General features: G+C 72.3%; 18 protein-coding genes. 6 read left to right on the top strand and 12 right to left on the bottom strand.

The window, feature by feature from the left end; genetic code table 11:
- Positions 1–4 precede the first annotated feature (4 nt).
- The 3 genes from ACWD10_RS21105 to ACWD10_RS21095 are packed head-to-tail and all read right to left on the bottom strand — an operon-like array spanning position 5 to position 3607.
- Positions 5–1051, bottom strand: coding sequence for an ABC transporter permease (locus tag ACWD10_RS21105; protein WP_451093126.1), 1047 nt, complete (start codon positions 1049–1051; stop codon positions 5–7).
- Entirely contained in the window at positions 1035–2564 is a 1530-nt protein-coding gene (locus ACWD10_RS21100; protein ID WP_451093124.1) for a sugar ABC transporter ATP-binding protein, read from the bottom strand. Before ACWD10_RS21100 ends, ACWD10_RS21105 begins: the two co-directional genes overlap by 17 nt.
- The gene (locus ACWD10_RS21095) at positions 2561–3607 is read right to left on the bottom strand and encodes a sugar ABC transporter substrate-binding protein (protein ID WP_451093122.1); all 1047 of its coding nucleotides are present in this window, start codon (positions 3605–3607) and stop codon (positions 2561–2563) included. The genes ACWD10_RS21100 and ACWD10_RS21095 overlap by 4 nt, the downstream gene beginning before the upstream one ends.
- Positions 3608–3803: 196 nt before the next feature.
- On the opposite strand from ACWD10_RS21095, the gene ACWD10_RS21090 reads away from it, so the two are divergent.
- Positions 3804–4526 (top strand): FadR/GntR family transcriptional regulator, encoded by a 723-nt coding sequence (locus ACWD10_RS21090; protein ID WP_451093120.1) that lies wholly within the window; start codon positions 3804–3806, stop codon positions 4524–4526.
- A 121-nt stretch (positions 4527–4647) separates the two neighbouring features.
- Here ACWD10_RS21090 and ACWD10_RS21085 read toward each other — a convergent pair whose 3' ends face one another.
- On the bottom strand, positions 4648–6315 hold the full coding sequence (locus tag ACWD10_RS21085) for an alpha-L-fucosidase (protein ID WP_451093118.1): 1668 nt from the start codon (positions 6313–6315) through the stop codon (positions 4648–4650).
- A gap of 269 nt (positions 6316–6584) precedes the next feature.
- Between ACWD10_RS21085 and ACWD10_RS21080 the strand changes: the two genes are divergently transcribed.
- A complete protein-coding gene (locus ACWD10_RS21080; RefSeq protein WP_451093116.1) occupies positions 6585–7976 on the top strand; it encodes an amidase in 1392 nt (463 codons plus the stop codon).
- A gap of 42 nt (positions 7977–8018) precedes the next feature.
- Here ACWD10_RS21080 and ACWD10_RS21075 read toward each other — a convergent pair whose 3' ends face one another.
- Positions 8019–8273 (bottom strand): hypothetical protein, encoded by a 255-nt coding sequence (locus ACWD10_RS21075; protein ID WP_451093288.1) that lies wholly within the window; start codon positions 8271–8273, stop codon positions 8019–8021.
- Positions 8274–8591: 318 nt separating this feature from the next.
- Between ACWD10_RS21075 and ACWD10_RS21070 the strand changes: the two genes are divergently transcribed.
- Complete coding sequence (locus ACWD10_RS21070) at positions 8592–9062, top strand: hypothetical protein (RefSeq protein ID WP_451093114.1); 471 nt, start codon at positions 8592–8594, stop codon at positions 9060–9062.
- 105 nt (positions 9063–9167) lie between these two features.
- Here ACWD10_RS21070 and ACWD10_RS21065 read toward each other — a convergent pair whose 3' ends face one another.
- The 3 genes from ACWD10_RS21065 to ACWD10_RS21055 form a co-directional block, all read right to left on the bottom strand.
- Complete coding sequence (locus ACWD10_RS21065; RefSeq protein ID WP_451093112.1) at positions 9168–10940, bottom strand: hydroxysqualene dehydroxylase; 1773 nt, start codon at positions 10938–10940, stop codon at positions 9168–9170.
- 93 nt (positions 10941–11033) lie between these two features.
- Positions 11034–12557 (bottom strand): SDR family NAD(P)-dependent oxidoreductase, encoded by a 1524-nt coding sequence (locus tag ACWD10_RS21060; protein WP_451093110.1) that lies wholly within the window; start codon positions 12555–12557, stop codon positions 11034–11036.
- A gap of 124 nt (positions 12558–12681) precedes the next feature.
- On the bottom strand, positions 12682–13500 hold the full coding sequence (locus tag ACWD10_RS21055) for a (2Fe-2S)-binding protein (RefSeq protein ID WP_451093108.1): 819 nt from the start codon (positions 13498–13500) through the stop codon (positions 12682–12684).
- 170 nt (positions 13501–13670) lie between these two features.
- Between ACWD10_RS21055 and ACWD10_RS21050 the strand changes: the two genes are divergently transcribed.
- Positions 13671–14888 (top strand): DMT family transporter, encoded by a 1218-nt coding sequence (locus ACWD10_RS21050; protein WP_451093106.1) that lies wholly within the window; start codon positions 13671–13673, stop codon positions 14886–14888.
- On the opposite strand, the gene ACWD10_RS21045 is transcribed toward ACWD10_RS21050, so the two are convergent.
- Positions 14878–16080 carry a transglycosylase family protein gene (locus ACWD10_RS21045; RefSeq protein ID WP_451093104.1) on the bottom strand — a complete coding sequence of 401 codons (1203 nt, stop codon included), beginning with the start codon at positions 16078–16080 and terminating at the stop codon, positions 14878–14880. The two genes, ACWD10_RS21050 and ACWD10_RS21045, sit on opposite strands and share 11 nt — an antisense overlap.
- A gap of 120 nt (positions 16081–16200) precedes the next feature.
- On the bottom strand, positions 16201–17187 hold the full coding sequence (locus ACWD10_RS21040; protein WP_451093102.1) for an acetylxylan esterase: 987 nt from the start codon (positions 17185–17187) through the stop codon (positions 16201–16203).
- Between the two features lie 327 nt (positions 17188–17514).
- On the opposite strand from ACWD10_RS21040, the gene ACWD10_RS21035 reads away from it, so the two are divergent.
- Together ACWD10_RS21035 and gndA are read left to right on the top strand one after the other, a co-directional pair.
- Positions 17515–17961, top strand: a complete 447-nt coding sequence (locus ACWD10_RS21035; RefSeq protein ID WP_451093100.1) for an SRPBCC family protein — start codon at positions 17515–17517, stop codon at positions 17959–17961.
- Positions 17962–18364: 403 nt separating this feature from the next.
- Positions 18365–19807, top strand: coding sequence for an NADP-dependent phosphogluconate dehydrogenase (gene gndA / locus ACWD10_RS21030; RefSeq protein ID WP_451093098.1), 1443 nt, complete (start codon positions 18365–18367; stop codon positions 19805–19807).
- Between the two features lie 415 nt (positions 19808–20222).
- On the opposite strand, the gene ACWD10_RS21025 is transcribed toward gndA, so the two are convergent.
- Both ACWD10_RS21025 and ACWD10_RS21020 read right to left on the bottom strand, forming a co-directional pair.
- Positions 20223–20660, bottom strand: coding sequence for a nitroreductase family deazaflavin-dependent oxidoreductase (locus tag ACWD10_RS21025; protein WP_451093096.1), 438 nt, complete (start codon positions 20658–20660; stop codon positions 20223–20225).
- Entirely contained in the window at positions 20639–22048 is a 1410-nt protein-coding gene (locus ACWD10_RS21020) for a phosphoribosyltransferase family protein (protein ID WP_451093094.1), read from the bottom strand. Before ACWD10_RS21020 ends, ACWD10_RS21025 begins: the two co-directional genes overlap by 22 nt.
- Position 22049: the final 1 nt, after the last annotated feature.

The raw sequence follows: 22049 nt of genomic DNA, 5'->3' as shown, positions 1-22049 counted from the left end.
CGGGTCAGTCCTGTGCGCGGCCGGTGGTGACGCGGGCGATCATCAGGGCGACGAGGATGATGCCGCCGTAGATCGCCTGGATCCAGAAGGACGGCACCTGGGCGAGGGTGAGCAGGTTCTGGACGACGCCGAGGAGCAGTACGCCGGTCAGGGCGCCGAACATGGTGCCCTTGCCGCCGTCGAGGCTGATTCCGCCGATGACGGCGGCCGCGAACACCGTGAAGATCATGTTCTGGCCCTGGTTGGCGTTGATGGCGCCGACGTAGCCGGTCTGGAGGAGGCCGCCGAGCGCGGCGAGCACCCCGGCGATCACGAATACGGCGAGCAGCACGCGCTCCACCCGGATCCCGGCAGCCCGGGCCGCCTCGGGGTTGCCGCCGATCGCGTACAGGGCGCGCCCCCAGCGGTGGTACTTGAGCAGCAGCCCGGCGGTGCCGAAGGCCCCGGCGGCCAGCCACACCGACAGCGGGATGCCGATGAACGTGCTGGTGGCGAGGGTGTAGAAGCCCTCGGGCAGGCCGAAGAGGGTCTTGCCCTGGGTGGCGCCGACGAGCAGGCCGCGCAGCACGATGAGCATGGCGAGGGTGACGATGAACGCGTTGAGGCGGAGCTTCACGACGAGCACGCCGTTGAAGGCGCCGAGCGCGGCCCCGGCCACCAGGATCGCGAGCAGCGCCGCGGCGGCGGGCCACTCGGTGCCGAACCCGGCCTGGGCGACGGGCAGGGCGAGCAGCGCGCCGAACGCGGGCGCGATGCCGACCACCGATTCCAGGGACAGGTCGAACTTTCCGGCGATGAGGACGAGGGACTCGGCGAGCACGACCATCGCGAGGGCCGCGGAGGCGCCGAGTACGGAGATCAGGTTGCGTTCGGTGAGGAACGAGTCGTTGACGAGGGCGCCGAGCAGCAGAAGCAGCAACAGGGCGGGGACGAGGGCGAGTTCGCGGGCGCGCCGCAGCAGTACGTCCTTGGCGGGGCGGACGGCGGAGCGGGCGCCGGGGGCGCGTGCCGGTGCTGTCGGCGGGGCCTTGGGGTCAGCTGTGTCCGTCACGGGCCACTCCTTCGATGGCGGCGATCAGCTCGTGGTCGTGCCAGCCGGCCGGGTGCTCGGCGACCACGCGGCCGTGGAAGAGGACCAGGACGCGGTCGCAGCGGCGCAGGTCGTCGAGTTCGTCGGAGACCACAAGCACGGCGGTGCCGTCCTCGCGTGCGGTGTCGACGCGGGCGAGCAGGGATTCCTTGGACTTCACGTCGACGCCGGCGGTCGGGTTGATGAGGACGAGAAGCCGTGGCTCGGGGGCGAGGGCGCGGGCCATCACGACCTTCTGCGCGTTGCCGCCGGACAGGTCGGAGACCGGCTGGTGCGGGCCCTCGGCGTGGATGTCGAGGCGGTCGATCAGGTCGGCGGCGACGGTACCGCGCCGTTCGGTGCCGACGAAGCCGAGGCGGCCGAGGCGGTCAAGGACGCTCAGGGTGGCGTTGTCCCCAATGGTCATGCCGGGGATCAGGCCCTGGTCGTGCCGGTCGCGCGGGACACAGCCGACGCCCGCGTCCAGGGCGGCCCGCACATCGCCGTACGGCAGGTCCACGCCGTCGATACGGGCGGTGCCGCCGGTCGGCGTGTGCAGCCCGGCGAGGGACTCGGCCAGCTCGGTCTTGCCGCTGCCGCTGGTTCCGGCGAGCCCGACGACCTCGCCGCGGCGGATGGTCAGCGCGACATCCTCGTACGCCGGAGAAGTGAGCCCGCGCACGTCGAGCAGCACCGGCGCATCGGCCTCAACCGCCCTGCCGGGCAGGGGCTGTTCGGCGACCGCCTCGCCCGCCATGGCCGCCACCAGGGCGGCGCGCGGCAGCTCGGTGACCGGTGCGGTGGTGATCCAGCGGGCGTCGCGCAGCACGGTGACGGTCCGGCACACCTCGTACACCTCCTGGAGGTGGTGCGAGATGAACAGGAAGGTCACGCCGGAGTCCTGGAGCGCCCGCATGCGCAGGAAGAGCCGCTCGATGCCGCGGTTGTCGAGCTGCGCGGTGGGTTCGTCGAGGACGATGAAGCGTGCCCCGAAGCTGAGCGCGCGGGCGATCTCCACCATCTGCCGGTCCTCGACACCGAGTTCGGCGGTGCGGATGTCGGGGTCGACGCGCACGTCCCAGGTGTCGAGGAGCTCGGCGGCCTCGGCGCGCAGCCGTCGCCAGCTGATGAGGCCGCCGCGGCCGGTCGGCTGGCGGTTGACGAAGAGGTTCTCGGCGACGCTGAGTTCGGGCACGACGGTCGGGTGCTGATAGACGCAGGCGACCCGGGCCCGCCAGGCGTCGCGGTCGGCGAGCGGCGGCGCGGGCACGCCGTCGAACCGGACGAACCCGGCGTCGGGCGGTTCCAGGCCGGTGAGGATGCGGACGAGGGTGGACTTGCCCGCGCCGTTGCGGCCGACGAGGGCGTGCGACTCGCCCGCGAAGACGGTGAGTTGCCCTTCCTGAAGGGCAGTGGTCGGACCGTAGCGCTTGACGATGTCGGTGGCCTCGACGAGGGGCGGAGGGTTCAACGGATCGCTCAACGGATCGCTCATCGGACCGTGTTGCCCCACAGCTCGGGGTCGTCGACGTTCTCCTTGGTGACCAGCGGGGCGGGCAGCTGGTCCTCGAGGTTGCCGCTGGGCAGCTTGACGATGGTGGAGCCGTGGTCGGTCGGGCCCGGCTCGAAGGTCTTCCCGGCCATCGCGGCCTTGATGTAGTACATGCCGTACTCGGCGTACGCGTCGGCGGGCTGCGAGACGGTGGCGTCGATGTGGCCCTTGCGGATGGCGGCGAACTCCTGCGGGATGCCGTCGTTCGACACGACGGTGATGTGCCCCTTCTCCCCCGCCTTCTTGAGCATCCCCTTCGCCTTGAGGGTCTGGAGGGTGGGCGCGAGATACACCCCACCGGCCTGGAGATAGATGCCCTTGATGTCGGGGTCGGCATTGAGGAGCGTGTCCAGCTTGGCGGCGGCCTGATCGGACTCCCACTTGGCGGGAATCTCCAGGACGTCCAGCTTCGGGAATTTCTTCTTCACACAGGACCGGAACGCCTCGGAGCGCTCCCGCCCGTTCACGGACGCCAGATCGCCCATGATCTGCACGACCTTGCCGCTCTTGACCTGCCTGCCGAGATAGCCGCAAGCCTTCTCCCCGTACGCCACGTTGTTGGCGCGTACGACCATCGCGACCTTGCCCTTCTCGGGCGCGACGTCCACGGCGACGACCGGGACGCCCTTGCGCTCGGCCTGGTCGAGGCCCGCGGAGATGGCGGCGCTGTCCAGCGGGGCGACGACCAGGCCGCCGACGCCCTGGTTGAGCTGGTTGTTGATGTCGGTGATCTGCTGCGCCGAGTCGCTGTTGGAGTTGACGGTCTTGAGCGCGTCCACGCCCTGGGACTTCGCCTTCTTCGGTACGTAGTCGTGGTACGCCTGCCAGAACGGCGAGGTCAGCAGCGGCACGATCACGCCGACCTTGCCGCCGCCCGAACCACCGCCCGCCGCGGCGTCCTTGGTGCTGCCGCAGGCGGCGAGCAGTGCGGCGGCGCAAGCGGCGGCCAGCGCGGCACGTGCTTTCCGCGATCCCATCCGGTCCATGTGACGGCTCCTCGTCGAGCGACTGTCCAGCGGGGTCGGCGCATATTTATCAGACCACTTCTTGGCCGCAACACCCTTCGTGCCGAAGTTTTCCCGGAGTTGACACATAGTGGTCGGACCACATACGTGGTTAGACTGCGGCGCACCCAGGACCCCGGACCCGGGTCCCGGGACCGGACAGTGGGGAGGAGTGGTGGTGGAGCAGCTCGATCAAGAGGCGGCACCGAAGGGCACCGTGACCCAGCGGGCCATCGAGGAGATCAAGGCGATGATCGCCGGGGGGCTCCTGGAGCCGGGCCAACGACTGCCCACCGAGCGGGACCTCGCGGCGCAGCTCGGCATCTCGCGCAGCTCCATGCGGGAGGCGATCCGCGCGCTGACGGTGCTCGGCGTCCTGGAGGCGCGGCACGGCTCCGGCATCTACGTCACCCAGCTGGAGGCGGGCGACCTCCTGGAGACCTTCGGGGTGGTCGCGGACCTGTCGCGCGGGCCCCGGCTCGTCGAACTCCTCGAGGTGCGCCGAGTCCTGGAGTCGACTGCGACGGCCCTGGCGGCCGCCCGTATCACGGACACCCAACTCGCCGAGGTCGAAGCCCACTTGACGGCGATGAACGCCACGGACGACCCGGAGGAGATCCTCGCCCACGACCTCGCCTTCCACCGGACGATCGCGGCGGCCGCGGGCAACGACACGATGGCGGCGATCCTGGAGGGCCTGTCGTCGCGTACGTTCCGGGCCCGGGTCTGGCGCGGCTACCAGGAAGAGGGCGCCTTCGACCGCACCCGCCGCGAACACGCCCGAATCTACGGGGCGTTGGCGGCCCGCGACCCGGAAGCGGCGCGAGCGGCGGCGGCCGCACACGTGGGCGAGGTGGAGCAGTGGCTACGGGCCCACACTCCTGGCCCGTCCGGCGTTTGAGGACGAGCGCGTTCAGCGCGATATAAGGGGTCTGGGGGCGAAGCCCCCCCACGCGGCGTTAGCCGCATATCGACACAGCCGGGAAGGGGCGGGACCGGGGAAGAGACAACGCGCGCACGCCCTACACCCGGGACCGGGACCGGTAAAGCCCGAACTCCGCGATCCGCCCCGCCTCCCGCGCCCCCGTGATCCGCAGCCGCCACCGGCGGGCCGTCACCGGCACGGGCAGCGCCAGAATCCGGCTCGCCCCGACGACGCCCGCCTCCGCGACCGGCACCCAGACACCACCGGGGCCCTCCGCCTCCACCACCAACCCCTCGACCTGCTGCCCATGCCGCACGTCCTCCGCGAGCCGGACGCGGTCCGCTTCCCGCGCCGCGCCGAGGTCGACGGTCAGCGTCCCGGACGCGGGGGCGGGCGCCGTCCACGCCGTGTCCGGGTCGCCGTCGACCGCGCGGGCCGCCCCCGAGCCGTCGCCCTCGGCCCGGGCGCCGCGTGCCAGGTCCTCCGGCAGCTCGGCGGCGATCCGGGCCGCGAACTCGCGGAGCCGCAGCACGTCCGCGTCCGGTAGCAGGCCCCGCTTGTCCGGCGGGATATTGAGCAGGAGTACCGCGTTGCGGCCCACCGAGCGGTACCAGATGTCGGTCAACTGCTCGACGGACTTGGGGACTTGGTCCTCGTGGTAGAACCAGCCGGGCCGGATCGACACATCGCACTCGGCGGGCCACCACTGGAGATGCGTGGCCCCGGCCTCGCGCTGTGCCCGGACGAGGGCTGCGCGGCTGCCCTGGTCCGGGTCGTCGTGGGCGAGGGCGTAGTCGGTACGGCCGTATTCCTTCTCCTTGACGGGGACGACGCTCCACTCGTCCTCGCGGGCGAGCCCGCCCTCGTTGCCGACCCAGCGCACGTCCGGCCCGGAGATGGCGATGGTCGCGTCCGGCGCGAGGGCGCGGATCAGCTCGTACCAGCTGTCCCAGTCGTATTTCTCCACCTTGTCCGGCGGGATATGGCCCTGGGCGCCGTCGAACCAGACCTCGTCGAGGGGGCCGTACTCGGTGAGGACCTCGTAGAGCTGGTTGAGCATATGGGCGCCGTAGTCGGTGGCGTCGAGCGTGAACGTCTTTGACGGTGATGGGCGGGAGCGGTCGCCGGAGGCGACGGGTGTGGGGATGGTCCGGCTGGTGCGTGCGCTGCCGTTGGCGTATACGCCGTGCAGGTACTGGTTCTCGTCCGCGGGCGAGAGGTAGACGCCCGCCTTGAGGCCGTGGCGGCGCATCGAGTCGGCGAAGGAGCGCAGCACATCGCCGCGGCCGTCCTGCCAGCTGCTCGACGCCACCGTGTGCTCGGTGTAGCGGGACGGGTAGAGCACGAAGCCGTCGTGGTGCTTGACGGTGAGGATGGCGAGCTCGAATCCGCCGTCGCGCAGTGCCCGCGCCCACTGGTCGGTGTCGAGCCCGGACGGCTGGAAGAGGTCCGGGTCCTCGTCCCCGGTGCCCCACTCCAGGCCCGTGAAGGTGTTCACGCCGAAGTGCAGGAACGCCGTCTTCTCCAAGCGCTGCCAGCGGACTTGACGCTCCGTCGGACGGACCCGGGCCGCCTTGTCGACCAGCTGCTCCGGGGTGTCGTCGGGGCTCACCGGGATCCGGTAGCGGGGCTCGGGGCGGGTGGCGGGTGCGGCCGGTGCGGCGGGTGCACCGCCGGGGCGGGCTGCGGCGACGGGACCGGCCGTCGGTACCGTGAGCGCGCTCGCGGTACCGACGGCGAGGAAGAGACGGCGGCTGACGGCCATGACGGGCCTCCGGGTCGGGGGACAGCGACTCCTTGCCGGGCATTCATCGGATGTCTGAGCACGCCTGATGATTGAGGGGCGGCCTTGCACTGTCAATGGGCCGTACGGCAAAGGGAGTTCGGGCAGTCATCGGATGTCCCCCGGGCGCCGGGTTGGCCGGAAACGGCCGCCGCCGCCTGCTGTTTCTGGACCTCGACGCGGGGTGCCCGCACCGGGCAGAGTGTGCCCGTCCACCCGATCACCCCCCTTACCCCGCGCAAGGAGCCACCGTGACCAGCTGGGTCGGCCGTACCGCCGTCGAGATCGCCGCCGCCGTACGGGAGAAGCGGGTGTCACCGCGCGAGGTGGTGGCCGCGCATCTCGAACGGATCGAGCAGGTGAACGGGAAGGTGAGCGCCTTCCGGCGGGTGCGGGCCGCCGAGGCCCTGGCGGAGGCGGACGAGGTCGCCGCCCGGGGCGACCTGGCCGAACTGCCGCTCGCGGGCGTGCCGGTGGCCGTGAAGGACAACCTTCCGGTGCGCGGCGAATCGACCCGGCTCGGCTCCGCCGCGACCCCGGACGCCCCGGCTGCCGCCGACCATCCCACGGTGGCCCGGCTCCGTGCGGCGGGCGCGGTCGTGGTGGGGCTCACGCATGTGCCGGAGCTGTGCGTGTGGGGCACCACGGAGGGGGTGTTCGGCACCGCGCGGAACCCGTGGGACCCGGCGCGGACCGCGGGCGGCTCGTCCGGGGGCAGTGCGGCGGCGGTCGCGGCGGGCATGGTGCCGATCGCCGTGGGCAACGACGGGATGGGCTCGCTGCGCATTCCGGCCGCCAACTGCGGGCTCGTCGGCGTGAAGCCGGGGCCCGGCGTCGTACCGCGGGAGCTGGGCGGCGGCTGGTTCGGGATGTCCGAGAACGGTCCGCTCGCGACCACGGTCGCGGACGCGCGGCTGCTGCTCTCGGTCCTCGCGGATGTGTCCGAGGACGCCTTCGGTGCCGCGGGCGCCGAGCGCGAGGGTCCGCTACGGGTCGCCGTTTCCACGCGCAGCCCGCTGGTGGGCGTGCCGGTCGGTCATGCGTACGCCACGGCCGCGCGGGAGGCCGGGAAGGCACTGGCGGGGGCGGGGCACCGGGTGGCGGAGGCCGATCCGGCGTATCCGATGTGGCTGGGTGCCGTGGCGTTCGCGCACTGGACAGCGGGGACGCGGGTCGATGTGAACGATCTGGCCGCCGCGGAGGGCTCGGATCCGGGGCGTCTGGACCGGCGCACCCGGGTGCATGCCGCGCTCGGGGCGCGCACGGTGCGGCGGGTGGAGCGGGGGTTCGGGCGGGACCGGTTGCGGGAGCGGTTCGCGCCGTTCTTCGCGGAGCACGAGGTGCTGCTGACCCCGGGGCTCGCCCGGCGGGGGCCGCGCGCCGCGGCCTGGCACGAGCGCGGCTGGCTACGGAACATTCTGGTCAACACGCGGTATTCGCCGATGACTCCGCCGTGGAACCTGACCGGGTGGCCGGCCCTCACGCTGCCGTTCGGCCATCTGTCGTCGGGGGCGCCGTGCGCCGTCCAGCTCGTCGCGGCGCCGGGCCACGAGGACCGTGTCCTCGCGGTGGCGGCGGAGCTGGAGCGGCTGCGCCCTTGGCGGCGTACGGCTCCGGACAACCAAAGCCCGTCCGGCGTTTGAGGACAAAGGAGGTCTGGGGGCGCAGCCCCCAGACCAGCAACCTCAGTCCACGCTCTGGAGGATGTGCGGCTCGGCGAGGTCGTCCTCGTACCCCGCGAGCCGGATCGGGGCCGACTTGGCCCAGACGTCGAGACTGCCGAGGTCCTTCGGTTGGCGCTTGGGGTCGCCGGGTTCCTTGGGGCCGCGCTGTTCGCTCTTCGAGTTGTCCTGTGTCACCGCGCACTCCTTCTGTGTCGCGTAACCCCCGGGCGCCACGGCCGCCCGCTCCCCGGGCTCCGTGGCCCGGTGGGGCTCCATGTGGGCTGCTCCGCCGCGGTGGCGCCGGGAACGCGTGCGGAACGTGGCCGTGGTGACCGGCTTTGCCCCGAAACGGGCCATAGGTGCTGGTAGAGCACCCATGAACTGTCCGTCCCGACCAGAGTAACCAAATGAGCACCCCCCTGCTCTATGGGGCTGGAAATTGTCCGCCCAATGGGTGACGAGGCAGCCCTTTTAGGCCAGTTACGGTCTTTGCGTCCCGTTTCTCCGTGACGGTTCACACAGCGTTGGCTCCTCGGTCAGGTCGCCATGGTCTGCTGCCCGTGCCCCGGCATCGAGGTCCTCAGGGAGCCGCGCATGGACACGCGTACCGCGTCGAAGACAGCGCCACCCACCGTCGACGAGCTGATGGAACTCCTCTACGCCACCCGCGGCATCCCCGCCACCGGCGGGCCCGGCACGGGCGGCGTCGATCTGCACGAGCACGCCCTGCGCACCGCGGCGCAGCTCCGCCGCACCCACCCCAGCGACAAGGAACTCCAGGTCGCGGGCCTGGTCAAGGACATCGGGCGGCTACTGCGCCCGGTCGACGAACCAGGGGCCGAGCACGCCGACCGGGTCGCCGCAGACACGCTCAGGCCGCTGCTCGGCGAGCGGGTGGCCCGGCTCGCCGCCCGCCTCGACCCCTGGTCCGACGACGCGGCGACGCTCCACCGGGCCGAGGAGGCGGGGCTCACGGCGACCTTCGACCCGGGGGTCCTGGAGGACTGGCGCGCGGTCCTGGAACTCGTGTCAGCGGGGGCAACAACCAGCCCGTCCGGCGTTTGAGGACGACGCCCTCCCCCAAGCTCTCGGCTTCGCTCGAGCAGGGAGGTGCCCCCCTGGGCGGACAAGGGGGTCTGGGGGGGGGCGGAGCCCCCAGGGCCGTACCTTTTAACCCACGTCGAGCACGTGTGGCAGGCCCGCGCGGTAGCGCTCAGCGTCGATGCGTTTGGCGAGCTCGAATTCGGGTGGGTGGTAGCCCTCGAAGAGGCGGACCCGCTCGGCGTCCGAACCGGCCGCGTCCAGCACGCCGTTGGCGGCCCGGCGGCCCGCCTCGTTGGCGGTCTCCATCGACGAGAAGTCCAGGTTGCTGTGCGTGCGGGCGTAATCGGCGCTGATGAACAGGTTCGGGATGGCCGTGACGACCTCGGGGCGGTGCGGCCAGGAGCCCTTGCCGTTGAGGAGGTACGGCTCGTCGTTGGTGAGGCCGTCCGGGCCGTCCTGGAGGGCCGGGTCCAGGTGCCAGGAGTGCAGCAGGGAGTCGGGGAGCACGGTCTCGCCCTGGTCTTCCAGGGCGGCCTTCATCTGGGCCCACACCTCGGCCGCGACCTCCTCACGGGTGCAGCGGGCGGCCGGTTTGCCGTACAGGATTCCGGGTTTCTCCCAGTTGGAGATGACGACGGAGAGCGAGTCACGGGCGGTGCCGTCGCCCCAGGTGGCGGGGAAGCCGGGGGTCCAGAACTGCGCCTGGGCGACCGAGACGAGTGCCCAGGGCGAATCGACGTACACCACATGGCCGTTGTGGAGCGGCGTCGGCTCGCGCAGGAAGTACTGGATGCCCTGGCACCAGATGGTGCCGAGCTGTGCGGTGCCCGCCAGGGTCGGGTCCGCGGCGAGGATGTCCTTGCTCCACAGGTGCTTGGCGCGGTCGGCGGGCAGGGCCGCGAGGAACCAGTCGGCCTCGATCCGTACCGAACTTCCCTCTGCCGTACGGGCGTTGGCGGCGGTGATCCGGCCGTCGGCGAAGGTGAGCGAATCCACGGTGTGGCCGGTGCGGAAGCGGACGCCCAGGGAGCGCAGGTGGTCGACCCAGGGGTCCTCCCAGGCCTCGCTGGTGGGGCCGTTGAAGACCCGGTTGTGCGGGCCGTCGCTGCCGCGGCGCAGCATGTCGTAAATGATCGCCTCGCCGCCCTGGGCGCAGGTGCGGGTGCTGGCCAGGCTGGGCTTGAAGGCGTTCAGGGTCTGGGCGGTGCCGCCGAACAGGCGTTGGTACTCAAGGGATTTCGACTCGGCGCGGATGAACGTCCACCAGTCGATGTACTCCCACTCGCCGAACAGGCGCTCCTTGCTGCTGGTGAGCAGGATCGCGCCGCGCTCGGCGAAGTACCCGGCCTCGTGCGGGGGCAGGTTGCCCAGCTCGGCGACGGCTCCCGCGATCATGCGCTGCAAGGCGGCGAGGTCGAGGGCGCCCGGGGCGGGCGGGGTGCTCGGGTAGGAGAGGTCCTTCTTGCCGTCCTCGCGGACGAAGGTCTGCCAGGGGACTTGGGTGAGGTTGTCGTAGACGCCCCGATCGTTTCCGGGGTACGGGATGCGGCGCAGGGTGTCCGGCAGGTTGTGGTAGAAGCCGAAGACCGCGCGGTGGCCGTGCTCCCCCGGCAGATCGCGGCGGCCGCCGGTGCCGGTGCCCGGGACCGGCGTGGAGCGGACCTTGCCGCCGAGGACGTCGCGCCGCTCGTAGACGGTGACCTCGAAGCCGCGCTCGGCCAGTTCGTGGGCGGCGGTCAGGCCGCCGGGGCCACCGCCCAGCACGGCGACGCGGTGGCCGGGGCCGCGCGGGGCGGCGGCCCGGGCCGTGCCGGTCACGGTTCCGGTGAGGGCCAGGGTGGCGGCCGAACTCGCCGCTCCGGCACCGTACTTGAGCACCTGTCTGCGTAAGACCGTCATGTATCGGCAGGGTAACCGCGTACGGCTACGGGTTGAACGCCTGAACGCCTTAACGCCCGAACGGGGGCTGCGACGCCAACGCCACCTCCGCTCCTACCACTTGGCGGGCGCGTAGTCCTTCAAGAAGACGCCGTACAGGTCCTCGCCCGCCTCGCCGCGCACCACCGGGTCGTAGACGCGGGCGGCGCCGTCGATCAGGTCGAGCGGGGCGTGGAAGCCCTCCTCGGCCAGGCGCAGCTTGTCGTAGTGCGGGCGCTCGTCGGTGATCCAGCCGGTGTCCACCGAGGTCATGAGGATGCCGTCGGTCTGGAACATCTCCTGGCCGCTGGTCCGCGTCACCATGTTCATGGCGGCCTTCGCGGCGTTGGTGTTCGGGTGCCCCGCGCCCTTGTAGCCACGGCTGAACACGCCTTCCATCGCCGAGACGTTGACGACGTACGCCCGCCCGCTCGACGCCTTCTTGGCGGCCTCGGCCATCACCGGCCGCAACTTGCTGATCAGGATGAACGGCGCCGTGTAGTTGCAGAGTTGGGTCTCGAGGAGCTCCACCGGGGAGATCTGCTCGATGGTCTGCACCCAGGTGTTGGACTCGACGACGTCCGGCACCAGGCCGCCCGCGTCGATGGCGGTGCCGTCGAGGTGCCGGGCCACGCTGGCGTTGCCCGCGACCAGGGCGAGGTCGGCGACCTTCTGCGCGTCGAGACCGCTGACGCCGACGGGCAGCGCGGCGAGACCGTCCACGGAACCGGAGTTGAAGGCACCGATGACGTGGTGCGCGGGGAGCTCACCGGCCGGCAGCGGCGCGCTCTCGCCCTCGACCAGGGCGGCGTACGCGGAGGGCAGACGGCGCACGGTCTGCGTCGCGTTGTTGATCAGGATGTCGAGCGGGCCCTGCTCGGCGACCTGGTCGGCAAGCGCCACCGACTGGGCCGGGTCGCGCAGGTCGATGCCGACGACCTCCAGGCGGTGCATCCAGTCCGCGGAGTCGTCCATGGCCTTGAAGCGGCGGATGGCGTCCTTGGGGAAGCGCGTGGTGATCGTGGTGTGCGCGCCGTCGCGGAGCAGTCGCAGCGCGATGTACATGCCGATCTTGGCGCGGCCGCCGGTGAGCAGCGCGCGCTTGCCGGCCAGATCGGCGCGGGCGTCCCGCTTCGAGCGGTTCAGGGCGGCGCACTCCTGGCAGAGCTGGTGGTAGAACGCGTCGACCTCGACGTACCGGGTCTTGCAGGTGTAGCAGGAGCGCGGGCGCTGGAGTATCCCGGCGATCTCGCCGACCACCGAGGAGGACGGCAGCAGGCCCTGGGTCTCGTCGTCGATGCGGTCCTTGGAGCCGGTGGCGGTGGCCTCGGTGACGGCGCGGTCGTGCGCGGTCTTGGCGGCGCGGCGCTCCTGGCGGCGGCGCTGCTTCACGGTGCGGTAGATGCCGGAGGTGGCGCGGCGCACGGCGACGGCGTCGGGATGGTCGACCTCCAGCTTGTCCAGCTCTTCGAGCACGCTGAGGCAGATGGCCAGGCGCTCCGGGTCGATGCCGGGGCCGTACTCCGGCTCGCCGGGTGCCTGGGGCGCCTGCGGCGCCTGCGGCTCCTCGGGGGTGCTCTGCTGGGGAGCGATGGTCATCGCCGTAGTCCTTGTGTCCGTGAAGTCCGTGAAGTTCTCCGAAGAGGGAACTTTACGTAGGCGGGGGTGCCCGCGCCAAACCGCACAAGCAGTCGAACACGCGTCGGTCGGCGCGCGGCGCCCGTCAGCGCCCCGCCCGCGTACCGCCCGGCGGCCGGTCGAAGCAGCAGTCGCCGCAGAGACCGCCGTCCGGGCAGCGGTAGAAGAGACAGCAACTGGTGCGGCGGAACGCCCCGGCCGCGGCCCCGGGCGACGGCGGGCGCAGGGTCCCCGTGTCCCGCAGCCAGGGATGGCGCATCAAGGCCGTACCCAGGGCCGCCGCCCGGTCGGCCACCTCCGGGCGGCCGTGGGCCGGGGCCCAGACGCAGAGTTCCCGCACGGCGCCGCCGAGGGCGGAACCGGCGTTGCCGCGGAGCAGCCGGTCGGCGATGCGGTGGGTGCGGTGGAGGGCGGCGGACAGGGGGGCGAGGTGGGTGTCGATCACGGTGTCGGCGAGCGCACCGGCCAAGGCTTCGCTCGCGTGTTGTCGCGGGGCTTCTCGTGGTTCCCGCGACGCTTGCTCCCGCGGTGCTTCTCGTACGCCGTCGAGCCGCAGTTCTCGTACGACGTCGAGCCACAGGTCGTCCGGGCTCGTTCCGTCCGGGTCCCAGTGCAATCGCTCCGGGTCCAGGTCGAGGAGGCGGCCGTACAAGGCGGCGGGCCCGAGCGCGATGGACCAGAGCCGGGCGGCCAGACCCAGGTGCGCGACCGAGACGCCGATCCGCTCCTCGGGCGCCCTCAGCCGCGTCGTCACCTTCCGCACCCGGAAGGACAGCGGGGCATCGTCGCCCGCGTACACCCGGGCGAGCGGAACCGCCCCGGCGGCCGAGGGCAGGCCGGTGCGCAGGGCGAAGAAGCCGCCGACGGAGCTGACCGGTTGGAGGTCCATCGGTTGGAGGTCCATCGCCCCATGATCGCAACGCGCTGCCGCGCGGGTAACCCCGGTGCCCAACTCCTGCGGAATGCCCGCGTCATCGCGGCTGTTATGCAAGGGGAACGTTCGGCACATTCCGCATATGCCGCACATTCAGCACATTCGAAACATTCGACACAGGAGCAGTCAAGGAGCGGCCGATGAGCGCCCTCGCACTGGCTGTGCTCCTCGCATTCGTCTCCGCCCTCGCCTACGCAGGCGGCGCGATTCTGCAGGAGCGGGTCGCCGCGACGTCGCCACACCGGACCTATGCGCCGGTACGGCGACCCGCGTGGTGGGTGGCGGTCGGCCTCAACGGCCTCGGCGCAGCCCTGCACGTGGCGGCGCTCGCCTTCGGACCGCTCAGCCTCGTCCAGCCCCTCGGCGCGCTGACCATAGTCTTCGCCCTGCCCATGGCGGCCCTGTTCTTCGGGCGCCGGGCCGGGCGGACCGCCTGGCGCGGCGCGGTCATGGCGACCGTCGGCCTCGCCGGGCTGCTCGCGCTCACCGGCCGGGCCGACGCGGACCCGCTGGCCGGTGCCGAACGTCTGATGCTCGCGCTGACCACGTTCGGCGCGGTGGGCGCCCTGATGGTGACGGCGTTCGCGCTGTGCCGGCACCCCGTGGTGCGCAGTGTGCTGCTCGCCGGGGCGTCGGGGGTGGCGTTCGGCATCGCGTCGGTGTTCACCAAGACCGTGGCGGTCGACGTCACGGGGAGCGGCGCGGTCCGCGAGGTGCCGAGCCTCCTGGTGATCGCGGCCTTGGCCTGCGGCGGCCTGCTGCTCGCGCAGGCGTCCTACCGGGGCGCGGGGCTCGCGGCGCCGCTCGCCGTCCTGACGGTGGTGAACCCGGTGGTCGCGGCCGCGGTCGGACTCACGCTCTTCGGCGAGACCTTCCGGTACGGCTTTGCGGGCGGGCTGCTCGCACTCGCCGCCGGAGCGGTGGCGGCGGGTGGTCTGGTGCTGCTGACCATGGAGCGGATCGCGCGTACGGAGCGGACGAAGCGGGTGATCCTGCACGGTGGGCGGGCACGGACGGCGATCGACAGCGGTACCGAGATCGGCCTTGCGGGCGGCGGCGCGCTGCCCGTCGGCGTACTCGCGGACTCCGTGCCGGTGCCCGGGCCGCCGCTCGACCCGTCCTTGGCGGCGCGGGAGTCCCCGGAGCCGCTCGACGTCCTGGACTTGGGCTCGGACCACCTGGACCTGGGCCACCAAGCCGTGCGCGAACCGGCGCTCGACGGGATCCCAGAGCCTGCGGCCGCGGCCGTCGTCCGGGCCTCGGGTGCGACCGCGATGTCCCGGCGCGGATCAGGGCGGGGATCAGGGCACGGATCAGGAGCGGCGCGCGGACGGCTGTGCGCGCGGTTCAGATCTTGACGCCGCCGGAGCGCAGATACGCGAGCGGGTCCACGTCGGAGCCGTAGTCGGGCCCGGTCCGCACCTCGAAGTGCAGATGGGGCCCGGTGGAGTTGCCGGTGGAACCGGAGCGCGCGATGCGCTGCCCGGGCCCCACGTCCTGCCCGGCCCGCACGGTGAGCGCCGACAGGTGGGCGTACTGGCTGTACTTGCCGTCGGCGTGCCGGAGCACCACCTGATAGCCGTACGCGCCGCCCCAGCCCGCCGAGACGACCCGCCCCCCGGCGACGGCCCGTACCGAGGTGCCGGTGGGCACCGCGAAGTCCACGCCCGTGTGGTACCCGCTCGCCCAGGATCCGCCCGTGGCCCGGTAAGGGGTGCTGGGACTCGCGGCGACGGGGGCGGCGAGGCCCGGCGAGGCGGGCTTCGCGTCCGGCTCCGGCTTCGGTTTCGGTGCGGGCTTCGAGTCCGGCTTCGGGGCCGGTTGCGCCTCCCGCTCGGGAGCGGGCGCGGGCGCGGGTGCCGCCTTGCCCCGCAGCGTGAGCCGCTGCCCCGGCACGATCAGGTCAGGATCGGCGCCGACAACAGCGCGGTTGCCCGCGTACAACTGCTGCCAACCACCCCGGACGTGCCGGGACTCGGCGATTCCGGAGAGGGTGTCGCCGGGTACGACCGTGTACATCTCGGCCTTGCCCGCCTTGGACTGCGGCGTGACCTCGGGCCCGGCGCCGGGCCTCCCCGACGCCGCGGCCTTGGCCACGGGCCCGGACCGCGCGCCGTCCGGCCGGATGTCCTGGCCGGTGCCGTCAGGTACGGAGCCGTCAGGTGCGGAGCCGTCCGCAGTGAGCCCCGCCCGTGCCGAGCACACCGGCCACGCGCCCGGCCCCTGCCCCTCCAGGACCCGCTCGGCGACGGCCATCTGCTGGTCCCTGGTGGCGAGGTCGGCCCGTGGGGCGTACGCCGTGCCGCCGTACTCCTCCCAGGTGGACTGCTTGAACTGGAGCCCGCCGAAGTAGCCGTTTCCGGTGTTGATCGCCCAGTCTCCGGAGGACTCGCAGGCGGCGACCTTGGTCCAGGTGCCGACGTCGGCGGCCTGCGCGGCGCCGCTGCCGACGAGGGGCAGGGCGACTCCGGCACCGCCCGCCGTGACCGTGAGCGAGGCGCGGTTGATCCTGCTCGGCCGATAGCGGCGGTGCCGCCCGCGTAAGCCCATGACGTTCCCCAGTCCCCTGAGAGCCGTACCTCGCGCGCCGCGCGGTCCTAGAGCCGGTGTCGGCACGCTCCGACGACTCGCAAAGTAAGGGACCCGTTCGGGCCATGACAAGGGTGTGGCTCAGACCGCTGTCAAGTGCCCCGGAAGCCAGCGGAGTTGGGCCGCCTGCTGGTATGGTCCGCCGCCCTCGTGGTCGTTGAAGGGGTAGACCTCGATGGCCTTGTCGGCGCCCTCGTCGCCCCCGTACGCGTTGAACGCGGCGAACACCGTGGACGGCGGGCAGGTCAGGTCCTCCAGGGCGACCGAGAACAGCGCGGGCGCGCGGCCGCGGGACGCGAAGTGCACGGCGTCGAAGTAGCCGAGCGTGCCGAAGATCTGCTCCGGGTCGGCCCGCCGGGTCTTCAGATACAGGCCGATCTCGTGGTACGGCGGCCGGTCGGTGAGCGTCGCCGCGCGCCGGAAGTCGCAGAGGAACGGCACGTCCGGGGCGACCGCCGCCAGGTCGGGCACGAGCCCGCCGACGGCGAGTGCGAGGCCGCCGCCCTGGCTGACCCCGGTGACGGCGACGCGGGCGGCGTCCACGCGCGGGTGGGTACGGGCAGCGGCGACCGCGCGGACCGCGTCGGTGTAGAGGCGGCGGTAGTAGTACGTGTGCGGGTCCTCGATACCGCGCGTCATGAAGCCCGGGTACGCCGGGCCGCTGCCCACCGGATCAGGGGTATTGCCCTCGGCCCAGCCCGCGCTGCCCTGGCCACGCGTGTCCATCACGAAGTGCGCGAACCCGGCCGCCGCCCACAGGAGATGCATATGGGGCAGGCCGCGCCCGCCGCCGTACCCGATGTACTCCACCACCGCGGGCAGCGGCCCGGCGGCGCCCGTGGGCAGGATCAGCCAGCCCTTGACCGGGTGTCCGGCGAATCCGGCGTACGTGACGTCGTACGCGTCGACGCCGGGCAGCGGCAGGTCGACCGGCTCGAACCGGGCGTCGAGCTCGTGCTCCGCGGCCTCGGCGAGGGTCTTCTGCCAGAACTGGTCGAAGTCTGCCGGTTCGGGCAACGCGGGCCGGTAGTCACGCAGTTGGTCGAGCGGAAGGTCGAACTGGGCCATGAGCGCACACTCCCCTGACGATCGACGCCGATGAAGCCGCTGTCGGGACATTCCCACGCGGCCCAAGGGAATACTTGGCCCGCGCCAGCACTTCCCAGTCAGGGTCCAGGAGGGCGCTGGACGAGCTTGTCGGTGCCGGAGGCGCGGGGCTCGGGTGGGTGGCGGCCCGGGTGGGGTGGCGGGCCGGGGGCGGGCGGCGGGCCGGGGGCGGGCGGCTGAGTGCCCTGATGCCCTGAGGGCACTGAGTGCCCCGGGGGGCCGGGTGGCACTGGTGGCCCGGTGGGCACGGTGAGATCATGCCTGTAAGAACCTGACAAAGGGGGCAAAATGTCCGCGATCAAGGAAAGCGTCGAGATCGACTGCCGTCCCGAAGACGTCTTCTCGTACGTCACCTCCCCCGACCACCTGACGGAGTGGCAGGAGAGCGCCGTAGCCGCGCATGTGGTCGGCGACGCCCCGCTGGGCGTCGGCTCCAAGATCGAGGTGACCCGGCGCATGGGCCGCGAGTTCACCACGACCCTGGAGGTCACCGAGTTCGATCCGCCGAGAAGCTGGCACTACCACGGCATCGAGGGCCCCGTCAGGCCGGACGTCCACGGCACGATCGAGCCGCTCGACGACGGCAGGCGCTCACGCCTGACGCTCGACATCGACTACGAGGGGCACGGCCCAGGCAAGGCGCTCGTGCCGCTGGCCGTCCGCCCGCGCGCCCGCAAGGAGTTCCCGAGGGACGAACAGAAGCTCAAGAGCCTGCTGGAGAGCGGCGCCCGTTAGGGCCACCAGGGCAACCGCTGCGCCCGAGAAAGCTCTCCGACCCGAACCGTCGCGTCCGTGCACACGTGCTCGCGCTTACGGCGACGGGCCGTCCCGCCGGCTCGGCATGGCTGGACGGACAGATGGCCCGTGATCCCTCCGTAGGGGTCAAGCTGCCGAAGGGGCGCAGGGAGGAGGAACACGCGCGGCCTGTCGACCTCGGAACTGTCAACTCCCAAGACTCACAACAGCGTCCGTACGCGAGCGTGCTGATCGCCCAGGGTGAGAGCATCAAGGGTGTTCAGCGTGCCTTGAGGCACGCCAAGCCGAGCACAACGCTCAACACGTACGTACATCTGTGGGAAGCGGCAGCGGACACGACGCGGGAGCTCCCCCGCCAGTGCATAACAGGAGGTCAAAGGGCATGCCGAGCACTTCAGCCCAGATCGGCGTCACGGGGCTCGCGGTCATGGGGCGCAACCTCGCCCGCAACTTCGCGCGCAACGGCTATTCCGTCGCCGTGCACAACCGCACTCCGGCCAGGACCCGAGCGCTCCTCGCGGAGTTCGGGCAGGAGGGCACCTTCGTCGGCGCCGAGTCGGCCGAGGAGTTCGTGGCCGCTCTGGAGCGGCCGCGGCGGCTCGTCGTGATGGTCAAGGCGGGCGAGCCGACGGACGCCGTAATCCGCGAGTTCGCGCCGCTCCTTGAGCCCGGCGACATGATCATCGACGGTGGGAACGCGCACTTCGAGGACACCCGGCGGCGCGAGCGCGAACTGCGCGAGCAGGGGCTCCACTTCGTCGGTACGGGCGTCTCCGGCGGCGAGGAGGGTGCGCTGCTCGGCCCGAGCATCATGCCGGGCGGCTCGGCCGAGTCGTACGCCACGCTCGGGCCGATGCTGGAGAAGATCGCCGCGAAGGCCGGGGACGGCACCCCGTGCGTGACGCACTGCGGCCCGGACGGTGCCGGGCACTTCGTGAAGATGGTGCACAACGGCATCGAGTACGCCGACATGCAGCTCATCGGCGAGGCGTACCAGCTCCTGCGCGATGTGGCGGGCTACGAACCGGCCCGGATCGCGGAGATCTTCCGCACCTGGAACACCGGCCGCCTCGACTCGTATCTGATCGAGATCACCGCCGAGGTCCTCGCGCACGTGGACGCCGCCACCGGTGGGCCGTTCGTGGACGTCGTGCAGGACCGGGCGGAGCAGAAGGGCACCGGGCGGTGGACCGTGCAGATCGCGCTCGACCTCGGGGTGCCGGTCTCCGGCATCGCGGAGGCCGTCTTCGCGCGCTCGCTCTCCGGCCACGCGGAGCTGCGCGAGGCCGCGCAGGGCCTGCCGGGCCCGACGGCGAAGCCGCTGTCCGAGGCCGAGGCGGCGGCCTTCGCCGACCAGGTCGAGCAGGCGCTCTACGCCTCCAAGATCGTCTCGTACACGCAGGGCTTCCACGAGATCCAGGCGGGCAGCGACACCTACGGCTGGCACATCGACCTGGGCGCCGTGGCCTCGATCTGGCGCGGCGGCTGCATCATCCGCGCGGCCTTCCTGGACCGCATCCGGGCCGCGTACGACACCCGCCCCGACCTGCCCAGCCTGCTCGCCGACAAGGGCTTCGCGGAGGAGATCGGGGCGGCGCAGGACGACTGGCGGTCGGTGCTTGTCGCGGCAACCCGGCAGGGCGTGCCCACGCCGGGGTTCGCGGCGGCACTCGCGTACTACGACGCGCTGCGTGCGGAGCGGCTTCCGGCCGCGCTCACGCAGGGTCAGCGGGACTTCTTCGGGGCGCACACCTACCGGCGCACCGACCGTGCGGGCTCGTTCCACACGCTGTGGGGCGGGGACCGCTCCGAGGTCACCGCATAACCTCCGGACGCTGAACCGCCGCCGGGCGGGCCGGAGTTGACGGCCCGCCCGGCGGCGGCGTCGATAGGCGGTCAGCTGGAGATGGGTCCCGGATCCGGATCCGGCACGGGGTCGGGCCCGGGCGGCTTCGGGATCGGGGACGGGGGCGGTTCCGGCACCGGCGGCGTCGGCCTGGGCGGCACCGGGCCGGGCAGCGGGCCCGGGTCCGGCGGCGGTGAGCCGGGGTCCGGGGGCGGGCCCGGAGGGGGATCGGGCGTGGGGCCCGGTCGTGACGGGTCGGGGATCGGGGGGTGGTTCATGGATCCTCCAGTGCTGCGGAGGTCGGTCCTGTCCACTGTCTCCCGGGACGCGTTCCCGCGCCCAGGGAGTCCACGCACGCGCACCTGGCCGGTAGGGCCGGGTCGCGCACGCGTGCTCAGGCGGTACGGCTGAGTCGTACCACCGGAATGTCGCGCTCTGTCTTTTTCTGGTACGCCGCGTACCTCGGGAACAGCTCCACCAGGGAGGGCCACACCCGGGCCTTCTCCGCGGGGCCCAGCGTCTCGGCGCGCGCGGCGAACCGCTCGGCTCCCACACGGAGCCGGACCTCGGGCTCGGCCTCCAGGTTCAGATACCACTTCGGGTGCGCGTCCGAGCCGCCGTACGACGCCACGATGAGGTAGTCCTCGCCGTCCCGGCCGTAAATGAGCACGGTACGCCGCCACTTGCCGGTGCGTCGGCCCCGGTAGTCGAGCAGCAGGCACGGGGCGCCCTGGATGGTGGTGCCTTTGGTGCCGCCGGACTCCTCGTAGGTGCGGGCCTGTTGGGCCACCCAGCCGGTGGGGCTGATCACTACCTCGTCGTCGTGTGCCATGCCGCTCCTCTTCCGTGCGCGGTTGCGTACGGGGGTAACGCGCGGCGCCAGTGCGACTGTTCCTGTGTACCGGGGTCGCCGGTGTCCAAGCGGTCGCCGTCCGACGTCAGGTGTCCGAGGAACCAGTCCCGTGCGAGGTCGGCGACGTGGTCGAGGGCTCCGGGTTCCTCGAAGAGGTGGGTGGCCCTGGGGACGACCTCGAGCCGGTTCTCGCAGCGGAGTTCCGCCTGGGCGGAACGGTTGAGGTCGAGCACCACCGAATCGTTCCCGCCGACGATCAGCAGGGTGGGCGCGCGGACGTCGCCGAGGCGGGGCGCGGCGAGGTCCGGCCGTCCGCCGCGGGACACCACGGCGCCCACGGCCGCTTCGTCGGTGGCGTCGGCGGCCGCGCGCAGTGCCGCCGCGGCGCCGGTGCTGGCTCCGAAGTAGCCGATCGGCAGGGACTCGCGCTCGCGCAGCCAGCGGGTGGCGCCGAGCAGCCTGCGGGACAGGGTGTCGATGTCGAAGACGTTCGCCCGGTCGATCTCTTCGGCGGGCGTGAGCAGGTCGAAGAGGAGGGTGCCGAGGCCCGCGTCGCGCAGCACGGTCGCCACTGAGCGGTTGCGCGGGCTGTGTCTGCTGCTGCCGGAGCCGTGGGCGAACATCACCACGGCTTCCGCGCCCTCGGGCACGGCCAGGTCTCCGGCGAGCCGGAGACCGTCCGCGTCCACCTCGACCTCGGCGGCGACGGGTGCGGCCCGTTTGACCGGTCGGACGTCCGCGGCCTGAGCCAGGAGCCCGATGACTTCCTCGTCGCTGGTCTGCGTGAAGTCCCGGTACCACTCGCCGACGGAGCTGAACAGGTGCGGCGTGGACAGCGCCACCACCTCGTCGGCCGCCTCGCGCAACCGGTGCACCGTGTCCGGCGGCGCCGTCGGCACGGCGAGCACCACGCGGGCGGCGCCCTGCGCCCGGGCCACCTGGCAGGCGGCCGACGCCGTGGCTCCGGTCGCGATGCCGTCGTCCACGATGATCACCGTGCGGCCGCCGATCGGTATCCGGGACCGCCCGTCGCGGTACCGCCGGGCCCGCCGAAGGAGCTCTCGTTCTTCCTCGTGCTCGACCGCCGCGATCTGCATCGGCTCGAGGCCCGCGTGGCGCACGATGTCCTCGCTCAGGACCCGTACGCCGCCCTCGCCGATCGCGCCGAAGCCGAGTTCCGGCTGGTAGGGGACCCCGAGTTTGCGGACCACGATCACATCGAGGGGGGCTTCCAGTGCCCGCGCCACCTCGAAGGCCACCGGGACGCCGCCCCGGGGCAGGCCGAGTACTACGGGTTTTTCTTCCTGCAGATGCCGCACTGCTTCGGCGAGGCGTTGCCCGGCATCCACACGGTCGGTGAACAGCACA

The sequence above is a fragment of the Streptomyces sp. NPDC002851 genome (assembly GCF_053591935.1).
The sequence above is the reverse complement of the archived record's forward strand: the minus strand, read 5'-3'. Positions and strand labels throughout refer to the sequence as shown.

What these genes read in the sequence shown, in the direction of transcription:
- ACWD10_RS21065 (WP_451093112.1), bottom strand. Translation starts at nt 10,940, where the DNA reads ATGACGGTCTTACGCAGACAGGTGCTCAAGTACGGTGCCGGAGCGGCG.
- ACWD10_RS21045 (WP_451093104.1), bottom strand. Translation starts at nt 16,080, where the DNA reads ATGGGCTTACGCGGGCGGCACCGCCGCTATCGGCCGAGCAGGATCAAC.
- ACWD10_RS21085 (WP_451093118.1), bottom strand. Translation starts at nt 6,315, where the DNA reads ATGGCCGTCAGCCGCCGTCTCTTCCTCGCCGTCGGTACCGCGAGCGCG.
- ACWD10_RS21070 (WP_451093114.1), top strand. Translation starts at nt 8,592, where the DNA reads ATGGACACGCGTACCGCGTCGAAGACAGCGCCACCCACCGTCGACGAG.
- ACWD10_RS21025 (WP_451093096.1), bottom strand. Translation starts at nt 20,660, where the DNA reads ATGGCACACGACGACGAGGTAGTGATCAGCCCCACCGGCTGGGTGGCC.
- ACWD10_RS21035 (WP_451093100.1), top strand. Translation starts at nt 17,515, where the DNA reads ATGTCCGCGATCAAGGAAAGCGTCGAGATCGACTGCCGTCCCGAAGAC.
- ACWD10_RS21040 (WP_451093102.1), bottom strand. Translation starts at nt 17,187, where the DNA reads ATGGCCCAGTTCGACCTTCCGCTCGACCAACTGCGTGACTACCGGCCC.
- ACWD10_RS21055 (WP_451093108.1), bottom strand. Translation starts at nt 13,500, where the DNA reads ATGGACCTCCAACCGATGGACCTCCAACCGGTCAGCTCCGTCGGCGGC.
- ACWD10_RS21050 (WP_451093106.1), top strand. Translation starts at nt 13,671, where the DNA reads ATGAGCGCCCTCGCACTGGCTGTGCTCCTCGCATTCGTCTCCGCCCTC.
- gndA (WP_451093098.1), top strand. Translation starts at nt 18,365, where the DNA reads ATGCCGAGCACTTCAGCCCAGATCGGCGTCACGGGGCTCGCGGTCATG.
- ACWD10_RS21100 (WP_451093124.1), bottom strand. Translation starts at nt 2,564, where the DNA reads ATGAGCGATCCGTTGAGCGATCCGTTGAACCCTCCGCCCCTCGTCGAG.
- ACWD10_RS21060 (WP_451093110.1), bottom strand. Translation starts at nt 12,557, where the DNA reads ATGACCATCGCTCCCCAGCAGAGCACCCCCGAGGAGCCGCAGGCGCCG.
- ACWD10_RS21075 (WP_451093288.1), bottom strand. Translation starts at nt 8,273, where the DNA reads ATGGAGCCCCACCGGGCCACGGAGCCCGGGGAGCGGGCGGCCGTGGCG.
- ACWD10_RS21095 (WP_451093122.1), bottom strand. Translation starts at nt 3,607, where the DNA reads ATGGACCGGATGGGATCGCGGAAAGCACGTGCCGCGCTGGCCGCCGCT.